Here is a 20,368-nt window from a genome sequence, read left to right as displayed (position 1 = left end):
ATGAGCCGAGAACTGGATATGGCTGTTGCGCTCTTCCCCGGACAGGGCGCCTACCGACCGGGCGCGCTGAAGGACTACTGGGAGAACGGCGACCGGGCGGTGCGCTCCACCTTCGAAGAGGTGGACGCGGTCGCCAAGGAGCTCTCGGGCGGCGGGGCGTCCGCGACCGTGTTCCAGCCTTCGCCGCCAAGTCCCGCCGCCCTGCTGGAGTCCGCCCCTGACACCCTCCAGCTGGCCGTCTTCGCGACGGCCGTCGCCACCCACCGGCTGCTCGCCGAACGCGGGGCCGCACCCTCGGTGCACCTGGGCCACTCGCTCGGCGAGATCGCGGCGCTCACCTGCGCGGGAGCGTGGGACCTGGCCGACGCGACGGCGATCCTCTGTGAGCGGATCTCCGTCCTACGCGAACACGACCACAGCGGCGGCGCGATGCTCGCCCTGGGCTGCGACAGCGAACGCGCCGGCCGGATCGTCGGGCTGATCGGCGACCCCGACCTCGTACTCGCCGTCGACAACGGCCGTCAGTCCGTCGTCTCCGGCCGGGCCGAGGCGATCGGGACGGCCGAAGGCATCGCCGCCCAGCTCGGCATCACGCACACCCGGCTGCGCTCCCCGCACCCCTTCCACCATCCGCTGCTGGAGAACGCGCGCGGCGTCCTGGCCGAGCGGATCGCCTCCTTCACCACCCGGCCTCTCACCGTGCCGGTCTACTCGCCGATCCTGGGGCGCTTCTACCGGGACTCGGACGACCTGGCCCGGCTGCTCGCCCTCCACCTGGTCACTCCGGTCGAGTTCGGACCGGCCGTCTCGGCCCTCCACGCCGCCGGGGCGCGGGTGTTCGTCGAGACCGGTGCCGGCCAGGCGCTCAGCAGCCTGGTGGAGCAGGCCCTGCCGGGCACCCTGGTGCTCGCGCCGCTGGCCGGGCGGGACGAGGAGGCGGGGCTCGCCGCGGCGGCCGCCGCCCTGCGGTCCCCGACGGCCCGGATCACCGCCCCCGCGGCCATGACACCGGCCGTCGAACCGGCCGCATCCGAGGTCGCGACCGAGGCCGGCGCGACGACCGCGCCCGCACCGACCCGTGACGACCTCAGCGCCCGGGTCCGGGCCCTGTACGCCGAGGCGATGGAATACCCGGAGGAGGTCTTCACGGACGACGTACAGCTGGAGGCGGACCTCGGGGTCGACTCGGTCAAGCAGACCGAGCTTCTCAGCAGGCTGGGGGACCGCTTCGGACTGGGCCTGCCGCCGGCCGGACTGCGGGTCGCCGACTACGACACCTTCGGCAAGGTGGTCGACTTCGTGGCTGCCGGTGCCACCGACGGCGCGGCCACCGGAAGCGCGGCCGGACGATGACACACACCGACCCGCACTCCGGCGCGGACTTCGCCGGACGCGTCGCCCTGGTCACGGGCGGCGCGGGCAGCGTCGGCCGGGTCGTCGTCGAACGGCTCGCGGAGCGCGGCGCGACCGTCCTGCTGAACTGCTTCCACTCCTACGACACCGCCAAGCAGCAGGTGGACGCACTCGTCGACCGGGGACTGGACGTACGGCTGATCCGGGCATCGGTGGCCCGCCGGGCACAGGTCGAGCGCATGTTCGGCGAGATCGCCGAGGAGCACGGACGGCTCGACATCCTGGTGAACAACGCGGCCACCGGCTCGTTCGTCCCCTTCGAGGAGATCACCGAGGAACTGCTGGACCGTACGTACGCCACCAACGTCAAAGGCCCGCTGTGGTGCGCCCAGTACGCCCGCCCGCTGCTGGCGGCGTCCGAAGGGCGGGGCGCCGCCATCGTCAACGTCTCCTCCCTCGGAGCCGCGACGACACCGGCCAACTACCTGCCGGTCGGAGTCTCGAAGGCGGCACTGGAGTCACTGACGCGCTACCTGGCGGCAGAGCTCGCCGGCGACCGGATCCGCGTCAACGCGGCCTCGTGCGGTCTCATCGACAACCCGGTGGGCCAGCTCTTCCCCGCCTTCGACGATGTTCGGGCGAACACCGTCGCGGCGACCCCGCTGTCCCGGCTCGGCCGCCCGGAGGACCTGGCGGAGGTCATCCTGTTCCTCAGTTCGGAGCGCTCGGGCTGGGTGACGGGCCAGACGGTCCTGGCGGACGGCGGCCTGACCCTGCTGCGTTCCGCGATGTCCCCGACACCGGAGGCCGCGCCGCCGCGGACACCGCAAGCGGTGCCGGAGCCGCAGCACCGGAGCCTCGGAACGACCGCAGGGGCACAGCCGGAACCCGCCCCGCCCGGCGACACGGCACCCCCCGACACCACGGTCCTACACGACACCGCAGCCCCCGGCACCACAGCCGTGCCCGACGAGGCCGGCGCGGCCCATGCCGTGCACGCCCCCGCCGAGGCAGCCGCACCCCCCCTGGGAGTGGAGTCGCCGGACGATCCCATCGCGGTCGTGGGCATGGGTCTGGCCATCCCCGGCGCCTCGTCACCCGAGGATTTCTGGCGGCTCCTCACCGAAGGCGCCGAACTCTTCGTGGACGCTCCCGCCGACCGGTGGGACATCTCACGCTTCCACGCCGAGGACCGCCGTGCACCCGACAAGACCTACCAGCGGCGATCCGGTTTCATCACCGACTTCCGCCCGCACGAGAAGCTCCGGGCGGAAGGCCTCGCCGACGCAGGACTCGACCACACCGCGCTCTGGCTGCGGCACAGCCTCCACCAGGCACTCGACGGCGTGGGCCGCGCGGACGGAGACCGCTTCTCGTTCTGCGTCGGCTACACCCCGGACGGCAGCCAGCACCTGGAGGAGTCCTACGTGCTCGGCCACGCGATGGACGTCCTCGCCGAGGACGGCGACGAGGCCGTGCACGGACCGGTCGGAGAAGCCCTGCGGCAACGGTTCGGCCGGGGCGGCCCGCCCGGCGAGGCGTACCACCCGCATCGCGTCGGCCGGGACGCGATGGAGGGCATCCTGCCGGACGGCACCCGGCTGCACATGGTGGACACCGCCTGCTCCTCCTCCCTGTACGCGATGGACCTGGGAGTGCGTGATCTCCTCTCGGGCCGCAGCGACGTGGCGGTGTGCGGCGGCTCCTTCGCCCTGGCCCCCAGCGGTTCGATCCTGTTCGCCAAACTGAACGGGCTCTCCGCGGGCGGGGCCGTGCGCGCCCTGGACGCCGGTGCGGACGGCGCCCTGTTCTCCGACGGCGCGGGGCTCGTCGTGCTCAAGCGGCTCTCGCGCGCCCGCGCCGACGGGGACCGGGTCCTGGGCGTCATCTCGGCGATCGGTCTCTCGGCCGACGGCCGGGGCAAGGCCATCTACGCACCGGCCCCGGCGGGCCAGGAACTCGCCGTGGAGCGGGCGTTCGAGCGCAGCGGGCTCGGCCCGGACGACGTCGACTGGATCGTCGCCCATGCGACCGGCACCCCCGCGGGCGACGAGGCCGAGTTCACCAGTCTCGCCCGGGGCTACTCCGGCGACCGGGTCCAGCAGGTCACCTCCAACAAGTCATTGGTGGGCCACTGCGGTTGGGCGGCCGGCGTGGTCTCCGTGATCCACACCCTGCTGGCACTGCGCCATGGCGTGATTCCCGCCCAGTACCGGTTCTCCCGGCTGCCGGACGCCCTCGCCGACCCTGCGAGCGGCCTCACCGTGCCCCAGGAGCCCGTGCCCTGGTCCACCGACCGTGAACGCCCGCGCCGCGCGGCGGTGTCCGGCTTCGGGTTCGGCGGCACCAACGCGCACATGATCATCTCCGAGGACCACGACGCGGTCCGGAGCGGATGCCCGGCGGCTCTGCCCCCTCAGCTCGACGAGGAACTCGTCCTGGTCGGCTGGTCCTCACGGCTGCCCGGCAGCCCTTCGCCCGAGGAGGTCGCGGCCTGGGCGACGAACCCCCACGACGAGGACTTCGAGCCGTCGTTCGGGGCGACGTACCCCGTTCCACCGTTCCAGGAACTGCGGATGCCGCCACCCACCGCGCGCGCCACCGACCGCACCCAGCTGGCCATGGTCCGCTGTATGCAGGGGCTGGACGAACGGGTGCGGGAGCTGTGCCTGAGCCACCACCGCACCACCGGGGTCGTGGTGGGCCACACCGGGGCCACGCGCAACGCCCTGCTCTACAAGTCACGTGCCTACCTCGACGAGATCGGCCACGTCGTGGCGGGGGTGGACGACCCTGCCACCACGGACAAGTTCGTGCGGCGGCTGGAGGAGAGGGCCACCGGACTGATCGCCGCGCCCACCGAGGACTCGTTCCCGGGTGCGATGCCCAACGTCATCGCGGCGCGGCTCTCCAACTACTTCGACCTGCGCGGCCTCAACATCACGGTCGACGCGGGCGAGGCGTCCCTGCTGGAGGCGTTCGACGTGGCTGGTTCCTACCTGGACTTCCGGGAGATCGACGTCGCGCTGGTCGCGGGCGTCAACGGCACGGCGCTGCCCGGGTGGAACGACGACGCGGGCCGCCGCCCCGCCGAGGGAGCCTTTCTGTTCGTCATGACCCGCAGGTCGCTCGCCGAGGAGGCCGGTCTGCCCGTGCTGGCCGTCGTGGAAAGGAGCGTGGCGGCGTGAGCCCCTCGCGTCAGGGAACAACCACCCTGCTGGGCGCCGAGGGCGCCCGGGAACTGATCGCCTTCCTCACCCGGTCCCAACAGGACGGGCCGCAGGCCGGCCCCGACACCGCGGTCATCGAGCGCGCCATCGAGGCGGACGGCCCCGTCAGCCGCCTGCGGCTGCGCCGCCCCACCTCCGAGAAGCCCACCGAGCCCCGCCTCCTGGACCGGCACGTCCTGCGCCTCGCCCCCGCGCCCCGGCCGGCCACCGGCCCGCCGCCCCCGCTCTTCCCGCCGTCCACCGCCCTGCTGACGGACGGCCTCACGGCGCTGGGCTCCTACCAACTCCCCCTGGACACGAAGCTGTTGCCGCTTTCGCAGGAGGACACGCTGGAGGAGGCGGTCCACCGGGCCGCCCCACTCCATGTGCGGGTCGTGGTCGACCTGTCCAGGGAGGATCCGCTCCAGGGACCCTCCGAGCGGCTGCTGAGGCTGCACGACGCCCTCTTCCGTACGGCGAAGGCCTGCGCCGGGCTGCCGGCCCTGCCCGAGTCGTTCGTCGTGATCATTCTGGGCGGCATCGACGCCGACCGCGTTCAACACCCGAGCAGCGGCCTGTTCACCGGCTTCACCAAGAGTCTGGCGCTCGAATGGGCGGCCTCGTCGGTGGTGGCCGTGGTCCACGAGGCCACTGTGCTGAAGGACGCCGAGACAGACACGGCGGCGGAGTCCCTGGCCGGACAACTGCTGCCCGTCGTCTCGTTCGCGGGCGGCGACCGGCTTCTGCTCAAGGCCGTGCAGGACCCGGGCACCGCCGGAGCCGCCGCCGGGGCGCCCCGCACCGTCGTCGCGGCGGGCGGCGGCCGCGGCATCGGGGCGGTGCTCCTCAACGCGCTGGCCCACCGCGACCGGCCCCGGATCCACGTCATCGGCTCGACCCCGCTCGGGTCCGGCACGGTCGACGCGGCCCCGGCCCGCCAGGACTTCATCCGGGAGCACAGCACCGGGCCGGACCGTCTCACCGTGCGGGCGGCCAACGCGGCCTACGACCGGTTGGCCGCCGCCGCCGAGGTGCGCGCCACCGTGCGCACGCTGGAGGAGATCTGCGGTGCGGGCCGGGTGACGTACCACGCCTGCGACCTCCGTGACCCGGACGCCGTACGCCGCGTCGTCGGCCGGATCGAGGCCGTGGAGAAGGACGGCATCGACCTGCTGCTCAACATCGCGGGCACCAACCGGGCCGCCTCCGTGGCCAAGAAGAGCCTCGCGGACTTCCGTACCGTCCGCGATCTGAAGGTACGCACCTACGCCAACCTCAAGGCGGCGTTCGGGGACCGGATGCCCCGCCGCTGGTGCAACTTCGGCTCCTTCGTGGGATTCACCGGGCAGAACGGCGAGACCGACTACGGATCGGCGAACGACTACCTCAACACCGCCGCCGCGCACAGCGCCCACCGGGGAGCCGGCGAGTTCACCATGGGCTGGACGCTGTGGCGTGATGTCGGCCTCGGCGCGACCCCGATCATGCGGCGGTTCCTTGCGAAGAGCGCGCAGTTCACCGCCATGCCCACACCGGAGGGGGTCGGCCACTTCCTCCACGAGCTCGACCAGGTCGAACCGGCGCCGCTCACCGTCCTGTTCGGTGACGCCGAACGGGCGACGATGGAGCTGGCCGCTCCCGGCTACCTTGACTTCTGCCGCACCCCGGCGCAGCGCCCGGAGCCCTCGCCCGCCTCGCGGTCCGCCCGCCCACCGCTGCCCGACTTCTTCGTCGACGGCATCGTCGACCGCGGCCCGGACCGGCTCACGGTGCTCCGCACCTTCTCCCTGGAACGGGACGCCTACCTGCGCGAGCACGTCGTCAACGGATACCCGACGCTGCCCGGCACCTTCGTCCCCGAACTCGCCGCGCAGGCCGCCATGCACCTGGTGCCCGGCCGGGTCCCGGCCGTGCTGGAGGACATCCGGCTCGACGCGTTCCTGCGTGTCTACCGGCCCGGCCGCGGCGAGACCAAGAAGATCACCGCCCGACTCGTCTCGTCCGGGCCGCGGGAGTCCGTCGTGGACGTCGAGGTGACGGGCGACGTGCTGGCCCCGGGCGGGCAGCTGCTCGTCAAGGACCGCCGCCACTTCTCCGCCCGTGTGAGGCTGCGGGACGAACCGGTGACCGCACCGCGCTGGGAGCACTGGGACGACCAGGGCGCCGAGCCCGTGGCCGACCCGTACCACCTGCCCAATCCCGCCGTCCTGCTGAGCGGGGTCTTCGTGTCCACCGGCGACACCCGCGCCCACCCGCACGGCAGACGCGCCCGCTACGTGCCGGACCGGCCGGGCATCGAGCGCTGGTTCTCCGGCCTCGTCGTGCCCTCGGTCCTGCTCGACGGCCTGGCCCGGACCTCCGTCCTCGACCGGAGCGACGGTGACTGGACCCCCCTCGCCGTGCCGCGCACGATCCGGCGCATCGACCTTTACGGAGGCCACACCGACGCCACGCTGGCCGCCGCCGGCACCCGGGTCGAGCTCTACTCCCTGCCCGCCCGGCTCGACCTGGAGAGCGCGGAGGACAACCGGGCTGTCGCCGTCACCGCCGACGGGGACGTCGTCCTGCAGATCAAGGACATGACCGGAGTCGTACTCGGCCATGTGAACCAGACCACCGGCGAGTACCGCGGACGCCGTAGCACCGCTGAGGAGACGACACCATGACCGACGCACCGGACGATGCCACCGCCGCCTCCGCACCCCGGGAAGCGGGCACCTGCCCGATGACCGGCATCCGGGCGAAACCGGTGGAAGGGCCGACGTCCTTCCCGCTGTCCTCCCCGGCCATCTCCACCCTGGCGTACGCCACCGACCCGCCTGGCTACTCGCTGCGCGCCCAGCGCAACCACGGCACCGTGGTGAAGCTGCCGATCCTGCCGCACAACCCGACCGTCCAGGTCTCCGCACCCGACGGCATCCGCCGGGTGCTCCAGGGCAACCCCGACAACTACGCGCGCGGCGCCTACTACGAGGCGTTCGAACTGTTCATGGGACGTGGGCTGCTCACCCTGGACGACGGCGACTGGCGCGCCCACCGCAAGGCCGTCAACTCGGCCTTCACCCCGAACGCGATAGCCGCCCGGGGCACGCACAGTGATGAAGCGGTCGCCGAGCTGCTCGACCGGTGGGCCGAACACGCCCGCACCGGGCAGCCGTTCGACCTCTTCCCGGAAGCCATGAAGCTGACCTGCCGGGTGATGGGGATCGCCCTGGTGGGCAAGGACCTCTCCCAGGACGGCGGCGAGTTCGCCGCGGCGGTCTCGACCGCCCTGGAAGCGATCTTCAAGAACGTCGGCTCGGTGGACAAGGCGATCCCCTCGTTCGTCCCGACCCCCTACCGCCGCCGGGTGGCGCGGGCCCGGCGCACCCTGGAGCGGGTCGTCGCGGAAGCGGCCCGGGACGTCGACCTCGACGCCGGCGGCGAAGTCGCCACGCTCATACGCGAGTCGGACCTCCCGGACGACGCTCTCTGGGCCGACCTGATCACCCTCTTCCTGGCCGGTGTGGAGACGACGGCACTCTCGCTGTGCTGGACGCTGTACGAGGTCGCCCGCCTGGCGGAGGTGCGCGACCGGCTGGAGGAGGAGACGGACCAGGTGCTGGGCGGCCGGCCGCCGACCGCCACGGAGCTGGACGGCCTCACCTACGCGTCGATGGTCGTGGACGAGAGCCTGCGGATGCACCCACCGGTCTGGCAGTTCACCCGCGAGGCCATCGAGGACGACGTCCTGGCCGACCACCATATCCCCGCAGGCACCCCGCTGCTCGTGTCCGTCTACGGGGCGCACTACAACCCGGAGCAGTGGGAGGACCCCGAGCGGTTCGACCCGGAGCGCTTCCGGCCGGGGAACTCCCCCGCCCAGGACCGTTCGGCGTACCTGCCGTTCGGTGGCGGAAGACGTCAGTGCATCGGCAAACGGATGGGACTCGCGCTGCTCCAGCAGACGGTCGCCGCGGTCGCCGGCCGGTTCCGGATCTCGTTGGAGCAGGAAACGGTCCGCGGAGGAGCATTCATCACGCTGTTCCCCAAGGGCGGTATCCGGGTGAAGGTCCAGGAGCGCACCCGATGAAGACGCCCACCGGTGACCCGGCCGCGGCCGCGTGGCCGGCACTCCGGCCGCACCTGTCCTCCTTCGACCCGGACGCGTTCGTGCGCCCGGTGGACCGGTTCGTCTGGGAACCCCTCCCCGTCCCGCATCCCGGCCCCGCCGGGGCCCGCCCGCTGGCCGGGATGCGGATGCTCCTGGTCGGTGAGTCCGCCGCCCTGGTGGCCGGCGTGGCCCGGGAGCTCGGCGCACGCGGCGCGCTGGTCGTGCGTTCGGACCCGGACACCCCGCTGAGCGCCGATGGCTGGGACGGCATCGTCGACCTCAACGTGACCGGCCTGACGTACGAACTGGGCGACACCGACTGGCGCCCGGCGCTCACCCGGACCACCGAGGCGATCCACGCCGCCTACCCGCGCTGGAGCGAGGAAGCGCGTTTCGGCCGCCATGTCTATCTCGCTCTGACCCACCTCGGCGGCCTGTCGGGCCACGGAGAGAGCCGGGTACCGCAGCCGCTCGGCGGCATCTGGGCCGGTTTCGCCAAGTGCCTGCCACGAGAACTTCCCGCCGCGGGCGTGGTCGTGGTCGATCTGGACCGGGCCGACGCCGTGGCGATCGCGGACGCCGTCGAGCGGGAGTACGTACGGCCCGCCCACTTCGAGGTCGGCTACCGCGACGGCGTACGCCATGTCCTGGCCGGCCGTCCGGCGCCCGCCTGCCCGCCGGGGCAGCGGCCGCCGGGCCCCGCCGACACCGTACTGATCACCGGCGGCGCACGCGGGGTCGGCTTCGCGGCCGCTCGCTCGTTCGCCGAGACCTTCGGCTGCCGGGTCGTGGTCACCGGCCGCGGCGAGCGGCCTGAGGCGGGCGAGGCGACATCTCTGGACGACGAGGCGTTCGCGCTGTGGAGGCGCCGCCGGATGGCCCGGGCCCGCACCCCCGGGGAACTGACGGAGCTGCGCCAGGAGATCCGCCGCGCCGACGAGGCCCGTACGGTCCTCGGCAATCTGGAGCGGGCGGCCGCCGACAGGCTGCGCATCGACTACCTGCGCTGCGACTGCACGGACGCCGAGCAGGTCGAGAGCGTCTTCGCCGCACTCGGAGACGGCCCGCAGTACGTGGTGCACAACGCCGGCATCGACGAGCCCGCCCGCTTCGACCGCAAGTCGGCCGAGTCCGTGGTGCGTACGGTCGACGTCAAGGTGACCGGCTTCGCCCAGCTGGTCCGTGCGGTCCTCGCCCGACCCGAACGGCGGGCCGCGCTCCGACTGTTGAGCAATGTCGGCTCGCTGGCCGGCCGGATGGGCGGGATGGTCGGCCAGATCGACTACGCGGCGGGCAACGAGGCACTGGCCCGGCTCGGGTTCTGGGCCCGTGACAACCTGGGTCTGCCGGTGCAGACCTTGTGCTGGCCGACGTGGGAACGCCTCGGTGTCATCGCCAACTACTCTGCGGCTGTCCGGTACGTCTCCACGCTCGACCCCGGAGAGGGCGCCCGCCGCTGGGCGGAGGAGATCGCTTCCGGGCACACCGGCGAAACGGTCTTCCTCGGCCGGATCGGGGCCGTCCTGGCACCGGGCCAGCTCCGCGGCTTCGGCATGCTGACCGGCCACCCGGACCTGCCCCGGCTGCACGCGCTGGACCACCACCTCGGCGAGGTCGAGGAGTACGCGCTGTTCCGGTCGCTGCGCACGCGGTGGACGCTGGACGCCGGAGTGCACCCGTGCCTGACGGATCTGCGGATCGAGGGCACACCGGCCGTTCCCGTCGGTGTCGTCCTGGAGCACCTGGTGGCAGCGGGCGACTGGGTGGTGCCGGAGGGCTGGCCGCTTCTGCACCTGCGGGAGGTGCACCGGTTCACCGTCCGCCTGGCCGGGCTGCGCCTCACCGGCGGACGCCTGATCCTGCACCGGAGGGCCGAGGGCGTCCGGCGGGACGGTGCATGGCACGTGGACGTCACCGTGTGCGACCCGGCCGGTGAGCACGTGGCGGGCGCCACCCTGGTGTACGGCCCCGAACCGGCCACGCTCCCCGCCGGGCCACCCGGCACCCGCCCGGTGCCCGGCGAAGACGCCGGTCCGGACGCCGGGTGGCTGGACTGGGCCGGGGTGGTGTTCCGGGAGGAACGGCCGGAGCCCGATGACGCGGGAGCGTTCGCGCTCGGACCTGTGACGCCTGCCGACCTGTGGACGGCGCCCTTCCCTCCCGCTCACACGGTCTCGCCCGCGGCCGTCGAGGCGCTCGTGCGCGAGGCGGACCGCTCCTGTGCCCGGGACACCCTGGGCACGCTCACGATAGGACGGCTGTTGCTGAGCCCGGGGGCACAGCAGGTGGACCTACTGCGGGCCGGGGCTGCACCCGGCGAGTGGTGGGGCGCCCGCGCCGGGCGCCAGGTGTTCCTGGCGGAGGGGGTCGCCCTCACCGGCTGACCACGACGACGGGGCCGACCCGAGCTCCGCGCCGCGGGAGCACCGGCCGCTGACGACGGCGGGCGGAGTCTCCCCCAAGCGGCCCGAGGTCGAGTCCGGCGGAGCGTCGGTTCGGCAGCAAGGGGGCGACGCGGTCCCGGCGGAGGAGGAGCCCGTCACCGTGGACGGCTGAGCCCGTCAGTGCCGAGACATCTGACGAACTCATGTCGCAGGATGGCCGGTCGCGTCCTTCCGGGCGCGGCGCCGGCGCGCGCAGCACCGGCGCCTGGCCGCCGCCCGGCCTGCCTGCCTGAGGGCAGTCACTCTCGGTCCCCGCCCCCCCCCCGAGGCATTCGCCTCCGGACGCCCCCGCACCGAGAGCGGACGCTCTCCTGGCAAGCCGCCCGGAGATAGCACGCGGCCGACCGATCCTGACCGGAAAGCAAGGAAAGGAATACGCCTGGCTGTGCTCGGCCGAAACCCGCGAAATCGAAGTCAGTGTTGCCGGTTCACCTTGCCGGTCGGGGTTCCTGTCGACAGTCGGCAGCCTATGTATCAGGCGATTTGAGTGTTCCTATACCCGTCAGGTCATCGTCAGATTTACTCTCAAGGTGCCGGTCTATACTTGACCGAAATTGTTGGTTCTCAGTCAGACTCGGACTAAAAACGGCTTGTCCTGTCAGATGTTGGCGGATTTTTTCCGACCTATCCGCCCCCTCGACACGCAGCGTTCAAGAAATAGGAACAAGTCAGACAACCCGAGGACCACGTGGTGTTCATTCGAGAGTGCTGACATTCCTTCTGCGGGGGCATGAAAACAAATGTCGACAGAGGTTTTGTTCCGCTGGCCGATAACTGGTAGACAATCCGAACTCAATGCTGTCGAGCGTGCACTCGCACGCAGTGGCGGCGCGCTTCTGGTAGGCGGGCCAGGCGTAGGCAAGAGCCTGCTCCTCGCCACCGCGCTGGAACGCGCCTCCGACGCCGGCCGCACCGTCCTTTCCGTCGGCGGTGCGAGCTGGAGCAGCGGCGCCCGCACCAAGGGGTACGGGTCACTCGGCGAATGCCTGTCCTCGATCGAACCCGCGACCCTGAGCGGCTCGGCCTCCGACCGCCCGCTCGTCGGCATCGACGACGCCCACCTCGTCGACGACGCGTCGGGCCACCGGCTCCACCGGCTCCTGGCGGCGGGGCGCCTCAGCGTGCTCGCCACCAGCCGCAAGGACGTCGCCGCACCCGCCGGCATCGACAAACTCTGGGTGGACCAGCTCATCGACCACATCGATGTGGCACCGTTCGACCGTTCGGCGCTCCGCGACGTCCTGCACGCCCGGCTCGGCGGTCACACGGACGCGGCCACTCTGGAACGGCTGTGGGCCGCCACGCACGGCAACGCGCTGATGCTGCGCGAACTCGTCGACCACACCGTGGAGAAGGAGTCCCTGCGCTGCGTGGACGGGGTCTGGGTGTGGGAGGGCCTCACCGCCCCTCCCGGCCGCCGGCTGTCCGAACTCATCCGCCTCGGACTGCGTGACCTCAGCTTCGAGGAGCGCGAACTGGTCAACATGCTGGCTGTCGCCGAGCCGCTGGAGATGGACATCGCCGCGGCGTCCGGACTCGCGCATGCGGCCGAGTCCCTGGATCTGCGCGGCATCGTGGCCGTCCGTCACAACGGTACGCGTGTGGAACTGCGACTGGCCGTTCCGCTCAGCCGGATGGTGGTCGCCTCCCGGATGTCCGATCTCACCGCGCAGCGACTGCGCCGCCAGGTGGCGGACGCGATGGAGGCCATGGGAAAACGGCTCCCCGAGGACATCCTTCGCGTCGTCTCCCTGCGCATCGAGGCCGGGCTCGTACCCGAGCGGGAACAGGTGCTCGTCGCGGCCCGGACCGCGGTCCGGCAGCGGATGTACGAACTCGCCGAGCGGCTGTGCCTGCTCGCCCTGCGCGTCATCGGCCCGGGAAAGCCGCCGTACCGCGGCTCGGTGTCCGACTTCGGGGAGGGCACGGTGGCCCTGTGCCGCATGGTGTCGTACGCGATCCAGCACGCGGACGCGCCCAGGGACTCCCTCCGGGCCGCCCTGCTGCTCGGCGAGGTCCTGATCGGCAGTGGATGCCACCAGGAGGCCGAAGCGGTCTTCGACACCGCTCTGAACACCGCGGTGGACGTGCCGCAGGCCGAGTACATCGCCGCCGTGCACGCCCGGGTGGTCAACCTGGCCTGGCGGCTGCGGCGGGTCCAGGACGCCGGTACGGTGCTGGACCGTGCCGTCGCCGCCCTCGGGCCCGGGCAGGCGGGAGTGCTGCACGGCAGTCGCGCCCTGATCGCCGTGATGTCCGACCGTCTGCAGGAGGCCGTCAACATCGGTGCAGCGGTGCTGCGGACCGGGGACGCCGGTACAGCCGTCACCCAGGGCCTGGTTCCGGTGGTGGCGCTCGCCCGTGCCGAACTCGGGGACCCGGCAGGCGCGTCGGAGCTGCTGAGCCGCTACCGGGCGGCATCCTTCGACTGGGACACCGACGCGGTGGTCCTGTTGGACGCCCTCGCGGCCCGATTTCTGTGGCTCACGGGCAATCTCAGGGGTGCGGCGGACGCGCTGGACACCCCACGCCGCTACGACGCCGACCGCTGGCCGGTGCTGCTCCAGACCGTCCTGGCGCGAGCCCGGCTGTTACGGCTCCGCGGCGAACCGCAGCGCGCGGTGGCACTCCTGCGGCAGGCGGCCGCCGTCGACACCGGACACGAATGGCCGGTCACCCGCGCGTGGCCGCTCGCTCAACTGGCCGGTGCGCTGGTCGAGTCGGGGCAGCACGCGGAGGCACTGCGCACGTTGGTGGAAGCCCGTACCGTGCAGAGCGAAGCCGTCTCCCACCCGATCGCCGACGACGAGATCGCCTACGACCGGGCTCTGGTCCTCGCCCACACCGGCGATCGCTCCGGAGCCGCCTCCGGCGCCCTCGAACTCGCCGAACGCGCGGCAGCCGGAGGGCGCACGGCCACCGCCCTGGCGGCCCTGCACCTGGTCGCCCGGATCAAGGAGAACGCCTCCTACCGCTTCCGGGCCCGTGCGCGGCAGCTCGCCGCACAGTGCGGCGGCGCCATCGCCCGGGCGATGGCCGACCACATCCAGGCGCTGGCAGAGGCCGACGGGAACGCGCTCATCAAGGTCTCCCGCCAGTTCGCGGAGATGGGCGCGCTGCCGCTCGCCGCCGAGGCTGCGGCCCAGGCCACGCGCGCCCACCGGGCCGCCGGACAGCGCCGAAAGGGCCGGGAGGCCTGGGCCACCTGTGAGGACCTGCTCCGTGGCGGCACCTGCACCCTCCCCTCGTGGATGGTGGACGAGAGCCACGGCGCCATGGCCCCGCTCACCCCGCGCGAGCGGGAGGTGGCCGCACTCGCCGCCACCGGCATGTCCAACCGCGACATAGCGCTCCGGCTGGTGGTGTCGGTGCGGACAGTCGAGAACCATCTGCACCGCATCTACCACAAGCTGGGCATCACAGCGCGGCAGGCCCTCCACCGGTCCCCGGGGCAGGAGGCGACGGAGCGCGGTGCCCACCTGTCACCCCTGTGACGGGCCTGACGGCCCCCGCCTCCTGGACGGCGCCCCGGCCGGCTCTTCGGCCCCGGGCCGAACGGGTCTTCGTACGTGATCACCCGGGACCGTAGCTGTCTCACCCGCAGGCGGTCTTCTGCTGAGCATGTGAACCCGCCGAGGAACACATGGACTCAGGCCGGATCCCGTCGTGCCACACAACGCGGCCCGCCAGGATCCGGTGGCGGAACCGGCAGGCTGGCGAGGTGAGTACCACTCCTGTCCGGCCGAGCATGTGTACGCGCTGCCCGCACTCGCGGCCGCCGCGCTGTGCGCCGACGGTCCTGTCGCCGGTCGAGCCGGAGAGACGAGCAGGAGAATCTGCGGGCCCCCTACAAGCCGCCCGTCAGACCGTTCCCCTACTGCGCGGGCGCCTGGCTGGGGCGGGTTCGGTCGATGTTGTCCTCGACCCAGGCGCGGAGCTGGTTGAGGGGGACAGCGGCGCTCCTGCCGAGGGCGGTGAGGGCGTATTCGACGTGCAGCGGAACGGCCGGGTAGACGGTGCGGTCGACGAGCCCGAAGTCCTCCAGGCGGCGCAGGGCCTGGGTGAGTACCTTGGGGCTGACGCCCTGGAGCTGGCGTTGCAGTGCGCCGAACCGCTGGGGCCTCTCTTCGAGTGCGCCGACGGCCAAGGCCGACCATTTGTTGGCCAGCAGGTCGAGCAGCGCGCGACACGGGCACTGCGCGGCGTAGACGTCGTGGTGCGCGTGCTGGCCGGTCGGGCAGATGGTCGTCATTCATACGCTCCTCACCTGGATGCTTCCCAATGGGAAGTAATTCCCCTTGCAGGTAACTACACCCTCGGGCCTAGCGTCATTCCCGCCAGCACGGAGGTCACGGCCCAGGAGCGCCGCACGGCTTCCGCACCATGCGATTTCGAGGGATGAAGCATGTCCGCAGAGAAGAAGACGATGCGCGCAGTGGTCCAGGACGATTTCGGGGGCCCGGAGGTGCTGCGGGTCCACGAGGTGCCCCGGCCGCAGCCGCTGCCGACGGAGGTACTGGTGCGCGTGCACGCCGCCGGGGTGAACCCGGTGGACTGGAAGACCCGGGCAGGCAGCGGCATGGCCGGAGTGCTCGGTCAGCCGCCGTTCGTGCTCGGCTGGGACGTCTCCGGCGTGGTGGAGTCAGTCGGCTTCGGCGTGACCACCCTCAAGGAGGGCGACGAGGTCTACGGGATGCCGTGGTTCCCCCGCGCGGCCGGCGGCTACGCCGAGTACGTCACCGCCCCCGCCCGGCAGTTCGCCCACAAGCCGACGACAGTCGATCACGAGCAGGCCGCCGCCGTGCCGCTCGCAGCACTGACCGCGTGGCAGGCGCTGCTGGACACCGCCGACGTCCGGGCCGGGCAACGCGTGCTGGTCCACGCCGCCGCCGGTGGAGTCGGGCACTTCGCGGTGCAGTTCGCCAAGCACCTGGGCGCGCGCGTCGTCGCCACCGCCAGCAGTGCCCGCCACGCGTGGCTCAAGGAGCTGGGCGCGGACGAGGTCGTCGACTACACCGCCGTCCGCTTCGAGGACGTCGTCCGGGACATCGACGTCGTCATCGACCTGGTCGGCGATACCCACGACAGGACCAGCCTGCGCTCGCTGGAGGTGCTGCGCCCCGGCGGCCTCCTCATCGCCGTCCCCGCCGGCGTCTCCCCTGAACTGGCCGACGCTGCAGCGGCGCGCGAGGTCCGGGCCACCTCGTTCCTCGTGGAGCCGGACGGCCAGGCACTCACACGCATCGCCGCACTCATCGACGCTGGACAGGTCGCGGTCGAGGTCGAGGAGGTCTTCCCACTGGAGCAAGCCGCCCATGCCCATATCCGAGGTGAGCACGGCCGCACCCGCGGCAAGCTCGTCCTCCGCACCACGGCCTGATCCCTCGACGGGATCCCCCGACGGGAAGGAGCACCCACGTGTTCTACGAGATACGCCGCTACCGGAGCCGACCCGGACGGCGCGACGCATGGGTCGACTACATGGAGGCCGTGGTCATCCCGTTCCAGGCCTCCAAGGGCATCAACGTCGTCGCCTCGTTCACCGACGAGCAGGACCAGGACGGCTACGTCTGGATCCGCCGCTTCGAGGACGAGGCCCAGCGCGAGGCGCAGTATGCGGCCGTGTACGAGAGCGACCGCTGGAAGAACGAGATCGGTCCGGTGGTCCACGGACTGCTCATCCCGGAGCGGTCCGTCGTCACCCGCGCCATACCCACGCCCGCCTCACCGTTGCGGTGACACCACCTCGCAGGAGAACACCCTTGAACACCGACACCCTCCCGGCCTTGTCATCCCCCGCATCCTCGATCACCCAGGCCGCGGCCCGCGCGCTGATCGCTGCCGTTCACGCCGCCGCAGCCGAGGGCGGCTTCGAGGCAGCCGTCGCCATCACCGACGCAGGAGGCCATCTCAAGGCTTTCGACCGCACCGACGGCGCGCCGTTCCTCACTGCCGAGGTCGCGGTCGACAAGGCCTGGACCGCCGCATCCTTCCGCACCCCCACCCATGTCTGGAACGACTACCTGGCTGACCATCAGGTTGCTCCCCTGGCGCACCATCCGCGCCTGGTGGCGGTCGGTGGCGGCTACCCGATCACCGAGAACGGCCACTGCATCGGTGGTCTGGGCGTCTCCGGCGGCACCTACGAGCAGGACCAGCAAGCCGCGGAGACGGCCCTGACCGCCCTCGGCCTCGACCTGCCGGCCTGAACTCTCTCACGGGGTTACGTCTCCTCCGCGGCTCCGTTCGCGGCGGTCGAGGTGATCTGCTGTGGAAGCGACGGCATGAGCGGGTACGCCGGTAGAGCTCACCGCCAGCGACGCCGAGGCGCCCGAGGCGGCGGGCCGCGCCCCGCGAGGGTGAAGTGGTGCGCGACGCGGGTACGGCCCGCTCCGCGAAGGCCGCCGTCGGAGAGACCATCACGCTGGACACCGCCGCATGGCAGCGGGACTTCCGCGTCGAAAGCGGTGGCACCGATACGGACGCGGGCGCGGCCGCCGGTGGGGCCGATCCGGCGGGTCACCTCGGCCGAGGCACCGGCTCTCCGGCCCGGGACGTACCTGCGCGACGAGGCCGCCGGACCATCAGCGCCGCCACGTCGCGTCTTCCGACCGGACCGGAGGAACCACAAGGCGCAAGAAGAAAGAAAAACCCCAGGTCACGGCGTGTGAGTCCTGGGGTTTTCCGGAGCCGCCTTCGGGATTCGAACCCGAGACCTACGCGTTACGAGTACGCGAGCGATCCTGACGTGCCGTATCCGGAAGTGTCGCTAAATCTCGTTTTGCCTGGCCAGAAGGTACTGGTTGGTGCGCTCACCCCGGGGACGATGATTCTCCGGGCCCATCAGGTGCCGGCTCAGGACCATTAAGCGCCACCGTGCAGTCAGGGACTCCGTTGCCATGAGGCGGATTCATCTCGGGACTGAGGGTCTGGAGGTGCGTGCCTCGTTGCCGGCCAGCTTGGGGCGGGGATGAGTCCGTCGGGTGACGGGCCCAGCCCCGCTGGTCCACGGTTGGTTAGACGCGGTCGGCTGCAATCAGGACGTATTGGAAGGAGCCGTCCTTGTACGACTCGATGAACGCCTCCTCGATTCCGGTGACCAGGGAAGACGTGGCCCGAAGCTCCCAGTAGGGCAGGGTCTGCGGGGTCAGGTCGATGACGGTCTGCGGGACGAGGCGGTTGTTCGCCATGGCCCGCAGGTATTCGCGGCGAGAGTGGATGTTGCATTCGAAGTGGGCGTTGATCTGGGAGACCCACTTCGAGGGCTGCCCGTAACGCGGGTTCCAGCAGCCGGTGATGGTCACGTAGCGGCCGCCTACCTTGAGGACACGGGAGTGCTCGGCGAAGAGGTCCTCCAAGTCGACGTACATGCTCGACTCGTTGTTCCACGAGGCCGCGGCCTGACCCGTCTCGAAGGGCGTGCCGAGCATGTTGCACACACGAGCGCGGACGTGGTCGTCGATGCCGAGTTGATGGGCGCGTTCGTTGGCGAAGTCGGCCTGCTTGGACGACAGGGTGACGCCTTCGACCTTGCATCCGAATCGCTGGTGGGCCATCACCATGGAGCCGCCCCGCCCACAGCCGGCGTCGACGAGTGTGTCGTCGCGTCCGGGGGATCCGAGCTGGCCCAGGAGGACTTCGGTCTGCGCCGACTCCAGGCGGTGGAGTTCGGCGACCAGCTTCTTCTCGTACCCGCTGTCGCCGGCGTTGCCAAGAGAGTCGTGATCGACGTCGCCGAGGCCATAGTGGTGGTGGTAGAGCCCATCGACGTCGCCGAGACGCAGGTTCACGGGCCTGGCCTCCTGGTCCCAGTAGCGGGCGATGTCACCTTGGTAGGGCGAGGCCGGGGAGGGAATGAAGAGGGAGGTGTTGGTGGTGAGCTCGGTGCTGGTCATAGAAAGGTCCGCTCCTTACCAGAAATCGGGCAGGCTGTATCGGTACGTGTTGGTCTGATGCCAGTAGTGGTTGCCGTTGACCCAGGCAGCCACCCCGCGCAGGAAGCGCAGCACGCTGGGGACGGGGCAGGCGGCGGCCAGGGCGGCGGCTTCGGCTTCGAAGTTGTGCATGAGGTCGTTGTGGACCTCGACCGTCTTCAGGTAGGCGTCCTTGTCGGACATGCCCTCCCGTTCGGCAATCACCACGGGCAGGTTCAGGTGCAGGCCGGGACCGGCCAGTTCCTTGGTGTACGAGTAGAGGTCGTTGACGAGGGTGGTGGCGTTGCCCGCGAGGGCGATGACGCGCTGCATAGCGGGCTGGGCGTGCAGGTCGGCGGGGAGTTCGTAGCCGCCGACGGTGTCGGTGATGGTGGGGCAGGGGCGGAAGTTGTTGAACTGGCGCATCGCCAGGTACTCCCACACCTCCGGGACGTGCTGTGTCTGGGCCCACGCGGCCTCGGCCAGGTATCCCAGGTGCAGGCGGGCCATGTCGTGCCTGAACCGGTCGGCCTGTGAGGCGGTGGCGTGCCCGAGGAAGTACTCCATGGCCGAGTGGTATGCACGCCGAGGAGCATCCGACTGGAGCGAGGCCGCCCAGCCCGGCTCGTACTCGGTTGTGGTGTGCAGCGCATCGAGAGCCGTGTGCGCCAGCAGAAGACGGCTGCCGAGACCGATCGGCGAGCCACCGTGGTCCTCGCAGTAGCAGTCGTCGACCGCGTTCTCGGCGACCATCAGACGTGTGGCGATCATCAGGTGGTCGATGGTGGGAGCGTCCGGATGGCAGGCGACCATGTAGCGGCCCACGGAGAAGCCGTCGAACTGGTCCTCCCACTCCGGGGGATAGGCATGGACCTCGTCCACCGCCCATGTCTTGATCCTGCCGCTGACCTCCTCCACTCGCACCGGGTCGGGCTCCGATACCGGGTGGTGGTAGAGGCCCGGGATCGGTGTGCCCTCCACCGGTGCATCGGAAGACGGAGAAGCCGGGGGCTCCTCGCGCCGCCCCAGATGCAGGCTCGCTGTACCCAGACCACTGGGGCCGCACAGGATCCGTTCCAGGGCAGGGCTCGGTTGCCTCACTTCGGCGGTGCCTTTCCGCACCTGTTCAGCGATCAGGTCGCCGCTTGGTCCGTCGCCGGGAACAAACACGTCCACGGGAGCGGACCGGGTGGCGGGGACCGGGAGGGAGGGCACGCTGGGCAAGGAAGACAGGGCGGGCCGGGTGCCGCTTTCGGCGCCGGCGGGGCGATGGATCCGGGCCGGAGCGGCGGGCGTGCTCGACTGTAGAGGGGAAAGCCCAGGATCGGGCATCCATAGCTCCTTGGTGAGTGGTGA

Annotated in this window: 12 protein-coding genes; 9 read left to right on the top strand and 3 right to left on the bottom strand. The window is 71.4% G+C overall.

Annotated features, from left to right (window positions below; translation table 11 throughout):
- From AB0C75_RS19450 to AB0C75_RS19425, 6 genes are all read left to right on the top strand, one after another.
- Positions 1–1,353: an acyltransferase domain-containing protein gene (locus AB0C75_RS19450; protein ID WP_362892348.1), complete on the top strand. Its 1,353-nt coding sequence runs from the start codon at positions 1–3 to the stop codon at positions 1,351–1,353.
- Positions 1,350–4,541: an SDR family oxidoreductase gene (locus tag AB0C75_RS19445; RefSeq protein ID WP_362892346.1), complete on the top strand. Its 3,192-nt coding sequence runs from the start codon at positions 1,350–1,352 to the stop codon at positions 4,539–4,541. Before AB0C75_RS19450 ends, AB0C75_RS19445 begins: the two co-directional genes overlap by 4 nt.
- Positions 4,538–7,228, top strand: coding sequence for an SDR family NAD(P)-dependent oxidoreductase (locus tag AB0C75_RS19440; RefSeq protein WP_362892344.1), 2,691 nt, complete (start codon positions 4,538–4,540; stop codon positions 7,226–7,228). The genes AB0C75_RS19445 and AB0C75_RS19440 overlap by 4 nt, the downstream gene beginning before the upstream one ends.
- Entirely contained in the window at positions 7,225–8,634 is a 1,410-nt protein-coding gene (locus tag AB0C75_RS19435) for a cytochrome P450 (RefSeq protein WP_362892342.1), read from the top strand. Before AB0C75_RS19440 ends, AB0C75_RS19435 begins: the two co-directional genes overlap by 4 nt.
- Positions 8,631–11,039 (top strand): SDR family NAD(P)-dependent oxidoreductase, encoded by a 2,409-nt coding sequence (locus AB0C75_RS19430; RefSeq protein WP_362892340.1) that lies wholly within the window; start codon positions 8,631–8,633, stop codon positions 11,037–11,039. The genes AB0C75_RS19435 and AB0C75_RS19430 overlap by 4 nt, the downstream gene beginning before the upstream one ends.
- Before the next feature lie 800 nt (positions 11,040–11,839).
- On the top strand, positions 11,840–14,593 hold the full coding sequence (locus AB0C75_RS19425; RefSeq protein ID WP_362892338.1) for a LuxR C-terminal-related transcriptional regulator: 2,754 nt from the start codon (positions 11,840–11,842) through the stop codon (positions 14,591–14,593).
- A gap of 380 nt (positions 14,594–14,973) precedes the next feature.
- Here the strand turns inward: AB0C75_RS19425 and AB0C75_RS19420 are convergent, their stop codons facing one another.
- A complete protein-coding gene (locus AB0C75_RS19420) occupies positions 14,974–15,351 on the bottom strand; it encodes a helix-turn-helix domain-containing protein (protein ID WP_362892336.1) in 378 nt (125 codons plus the stop codon).
- A 153-nt stretch (positions 15,352–15,504) separates the two neighbouring features.
- Here AB0C75_RS19420 and AB0C75_RS19415 point away from each other — a divergent pair, with 153 nt between their 5' ends.
- Genes AB0C75_RS19415 through AB0C75_RS19405 form a run of 3 tightly spaced genes read left to right on the top strand, consistent with a single transcriptional unit; the run spans position 15,505 to position 17,308 of the window.
- Positions 15,505–16,479 (top strand): NADP-dependent oxidoreductase, encoded by a 975-nt coding sequence (locus AB0C75_RS19415; protein WP_362892333.1) that lies wholly within the window; start codon positions 15,505–15,507, stop codon positions 16,477–16,479.
- A gap of 38 nt (positions 16,480–16,517) precedes the next feature.
- Positions 16,518–16,838, top strand: coding sequence for an NIPSNAP family protein (locus tag AB0C75_RS19410; RefSeq protein ID WP_362892331.1), 321 nt, complete (start codon positions 16,518–16,520; stop codon positions 16,836–16,838).
- Positions 16,839–16,861: 23 nt separating this feature from the next.
- On the top strand, positions 16,862–17,308 hold the full coding sequence (locus tag AB0C75_RS19405; RefSeq protein WP_362892329.1) for a heme-binding protein: 447 nt from the start codon (positions 16,862–16,864) through the stop codon (positions 17,306–17,308).
- Positions 17,309–18,115: 807 nt separating this feature from the next.
- Here AB0C75_RS19405 and AB0C75_RS19400 read toward each other — a convergent pair.
- Together AB0C75_RS19400 and AB0C75_RS19395 are read right to left on the bottom strand one after the other, a co-directional pair.
- A complete protein-coding gene (locus AB0C75_RS19400; protein ID WP_362892328.1) occupies positions 18,116–18,994 on the bottom strand; it encodes a geranyl diphosphate 2-C-methyltransferase in 879 nt (292 codons plus the stop codon).
- A 15-nt stretch (positions 18,995–19,009) separates the two neighbouring features.
- The gene (locus tag AB0C75_RS19395; protein ID WP_362892327.1) at positions 19,010–20,344 is read right to left on the bottom strand and encodes a family 2 encapsulin nanocompartment cargo protein terpene cyclase; all 1,335 of its coding nucleotides are present in this window, start codon (positions 20,342–20,344) and stop codon (positions 19,010–19,012) included.
- Between the last annotated feature and the right edge of the window lie 24 nt (positions 20,345–20,368).

Origin of the sequence: Streptomyces sp. NPDC048565 (genome assembly GCF_040650935.1) — a bacterium.
Classification (GTDB): Bacteria; Actinomycetota; Actinomycetes; order Streptomycetales; family Streptomycetaceae; genus Streptomyces.
This window is presented reverse-complemented; position numbering and strand designations above follow the sequence as displayed.

Excerpts from the sequence above, each read along its gene's own strand:
- AB0C75_RS19450 (WP_362892348.1), top strand. The coding sequence starts at position 1 with ATGAGCCGAGAACTGGATATGGCTGTTGCGCTCTTCCCCGGACAGGGC.
- AB0C75_RS19445 (WP_362892346.1), top strand. The coding sequence starts at position 1,350 with ATGACACACACCGACCCGCACTCCGGCGCGGACTTCGCCGGACGCGTC.
- AB0C75_RS19435 (WP_362892342.1), top strand. The coding sequence starts at position 7,225 with ATGACCGACGCACCGGACGATGCCACCGCCGCCTCCGCACCCCGGGAA.
- AB0C75_RS19430 (WP_362892340.1), top strand. The coding sequence starts at position 8,631 with ATGAAGACGCCCACCGGTGACCCGGCCGCGGCCGCGTGGCCGGCACTC.
- AB0C75_RS19425 (WP_362892338.1), top strand. The coding sequence starts at position 11,840 with ATGTCGACAGAGGTTTTGTTCCGCTGGCCGATAACTGGTAGACAATCC.
- AB0C75_RS19420 (WP_362892336.1), bottom strand. The coding sequence starts at position 15,351 with ATGACGACCATCTGCCCGACCGGCCAGCACGCGCACCACGACGTCTAC.
- AB0C75_RS19415 (WP_362892333.1), top strand. The coding sequence starts at position 15,505 with ATGTCCGCAGAGAAGAAGACGATGCGCGCAGTGGTCCAGGACGATTTC.
- AB0C75_RS19400 (WP_362892328.1), bottom strand. The coding sequence starts at position 18,994 with ATGACCAGCACCGAGCTCACCACCAACACCTCCCTCTTCATTCCCTCC.
- AB0C75_RS19395 (WP_362892327.1), bottom strand. The coding sequence starts at position 20,344 with ATGCCCGATCCTGGGCTTTCCCCTCTACAGTCGAGCACGCCCGCCGCT.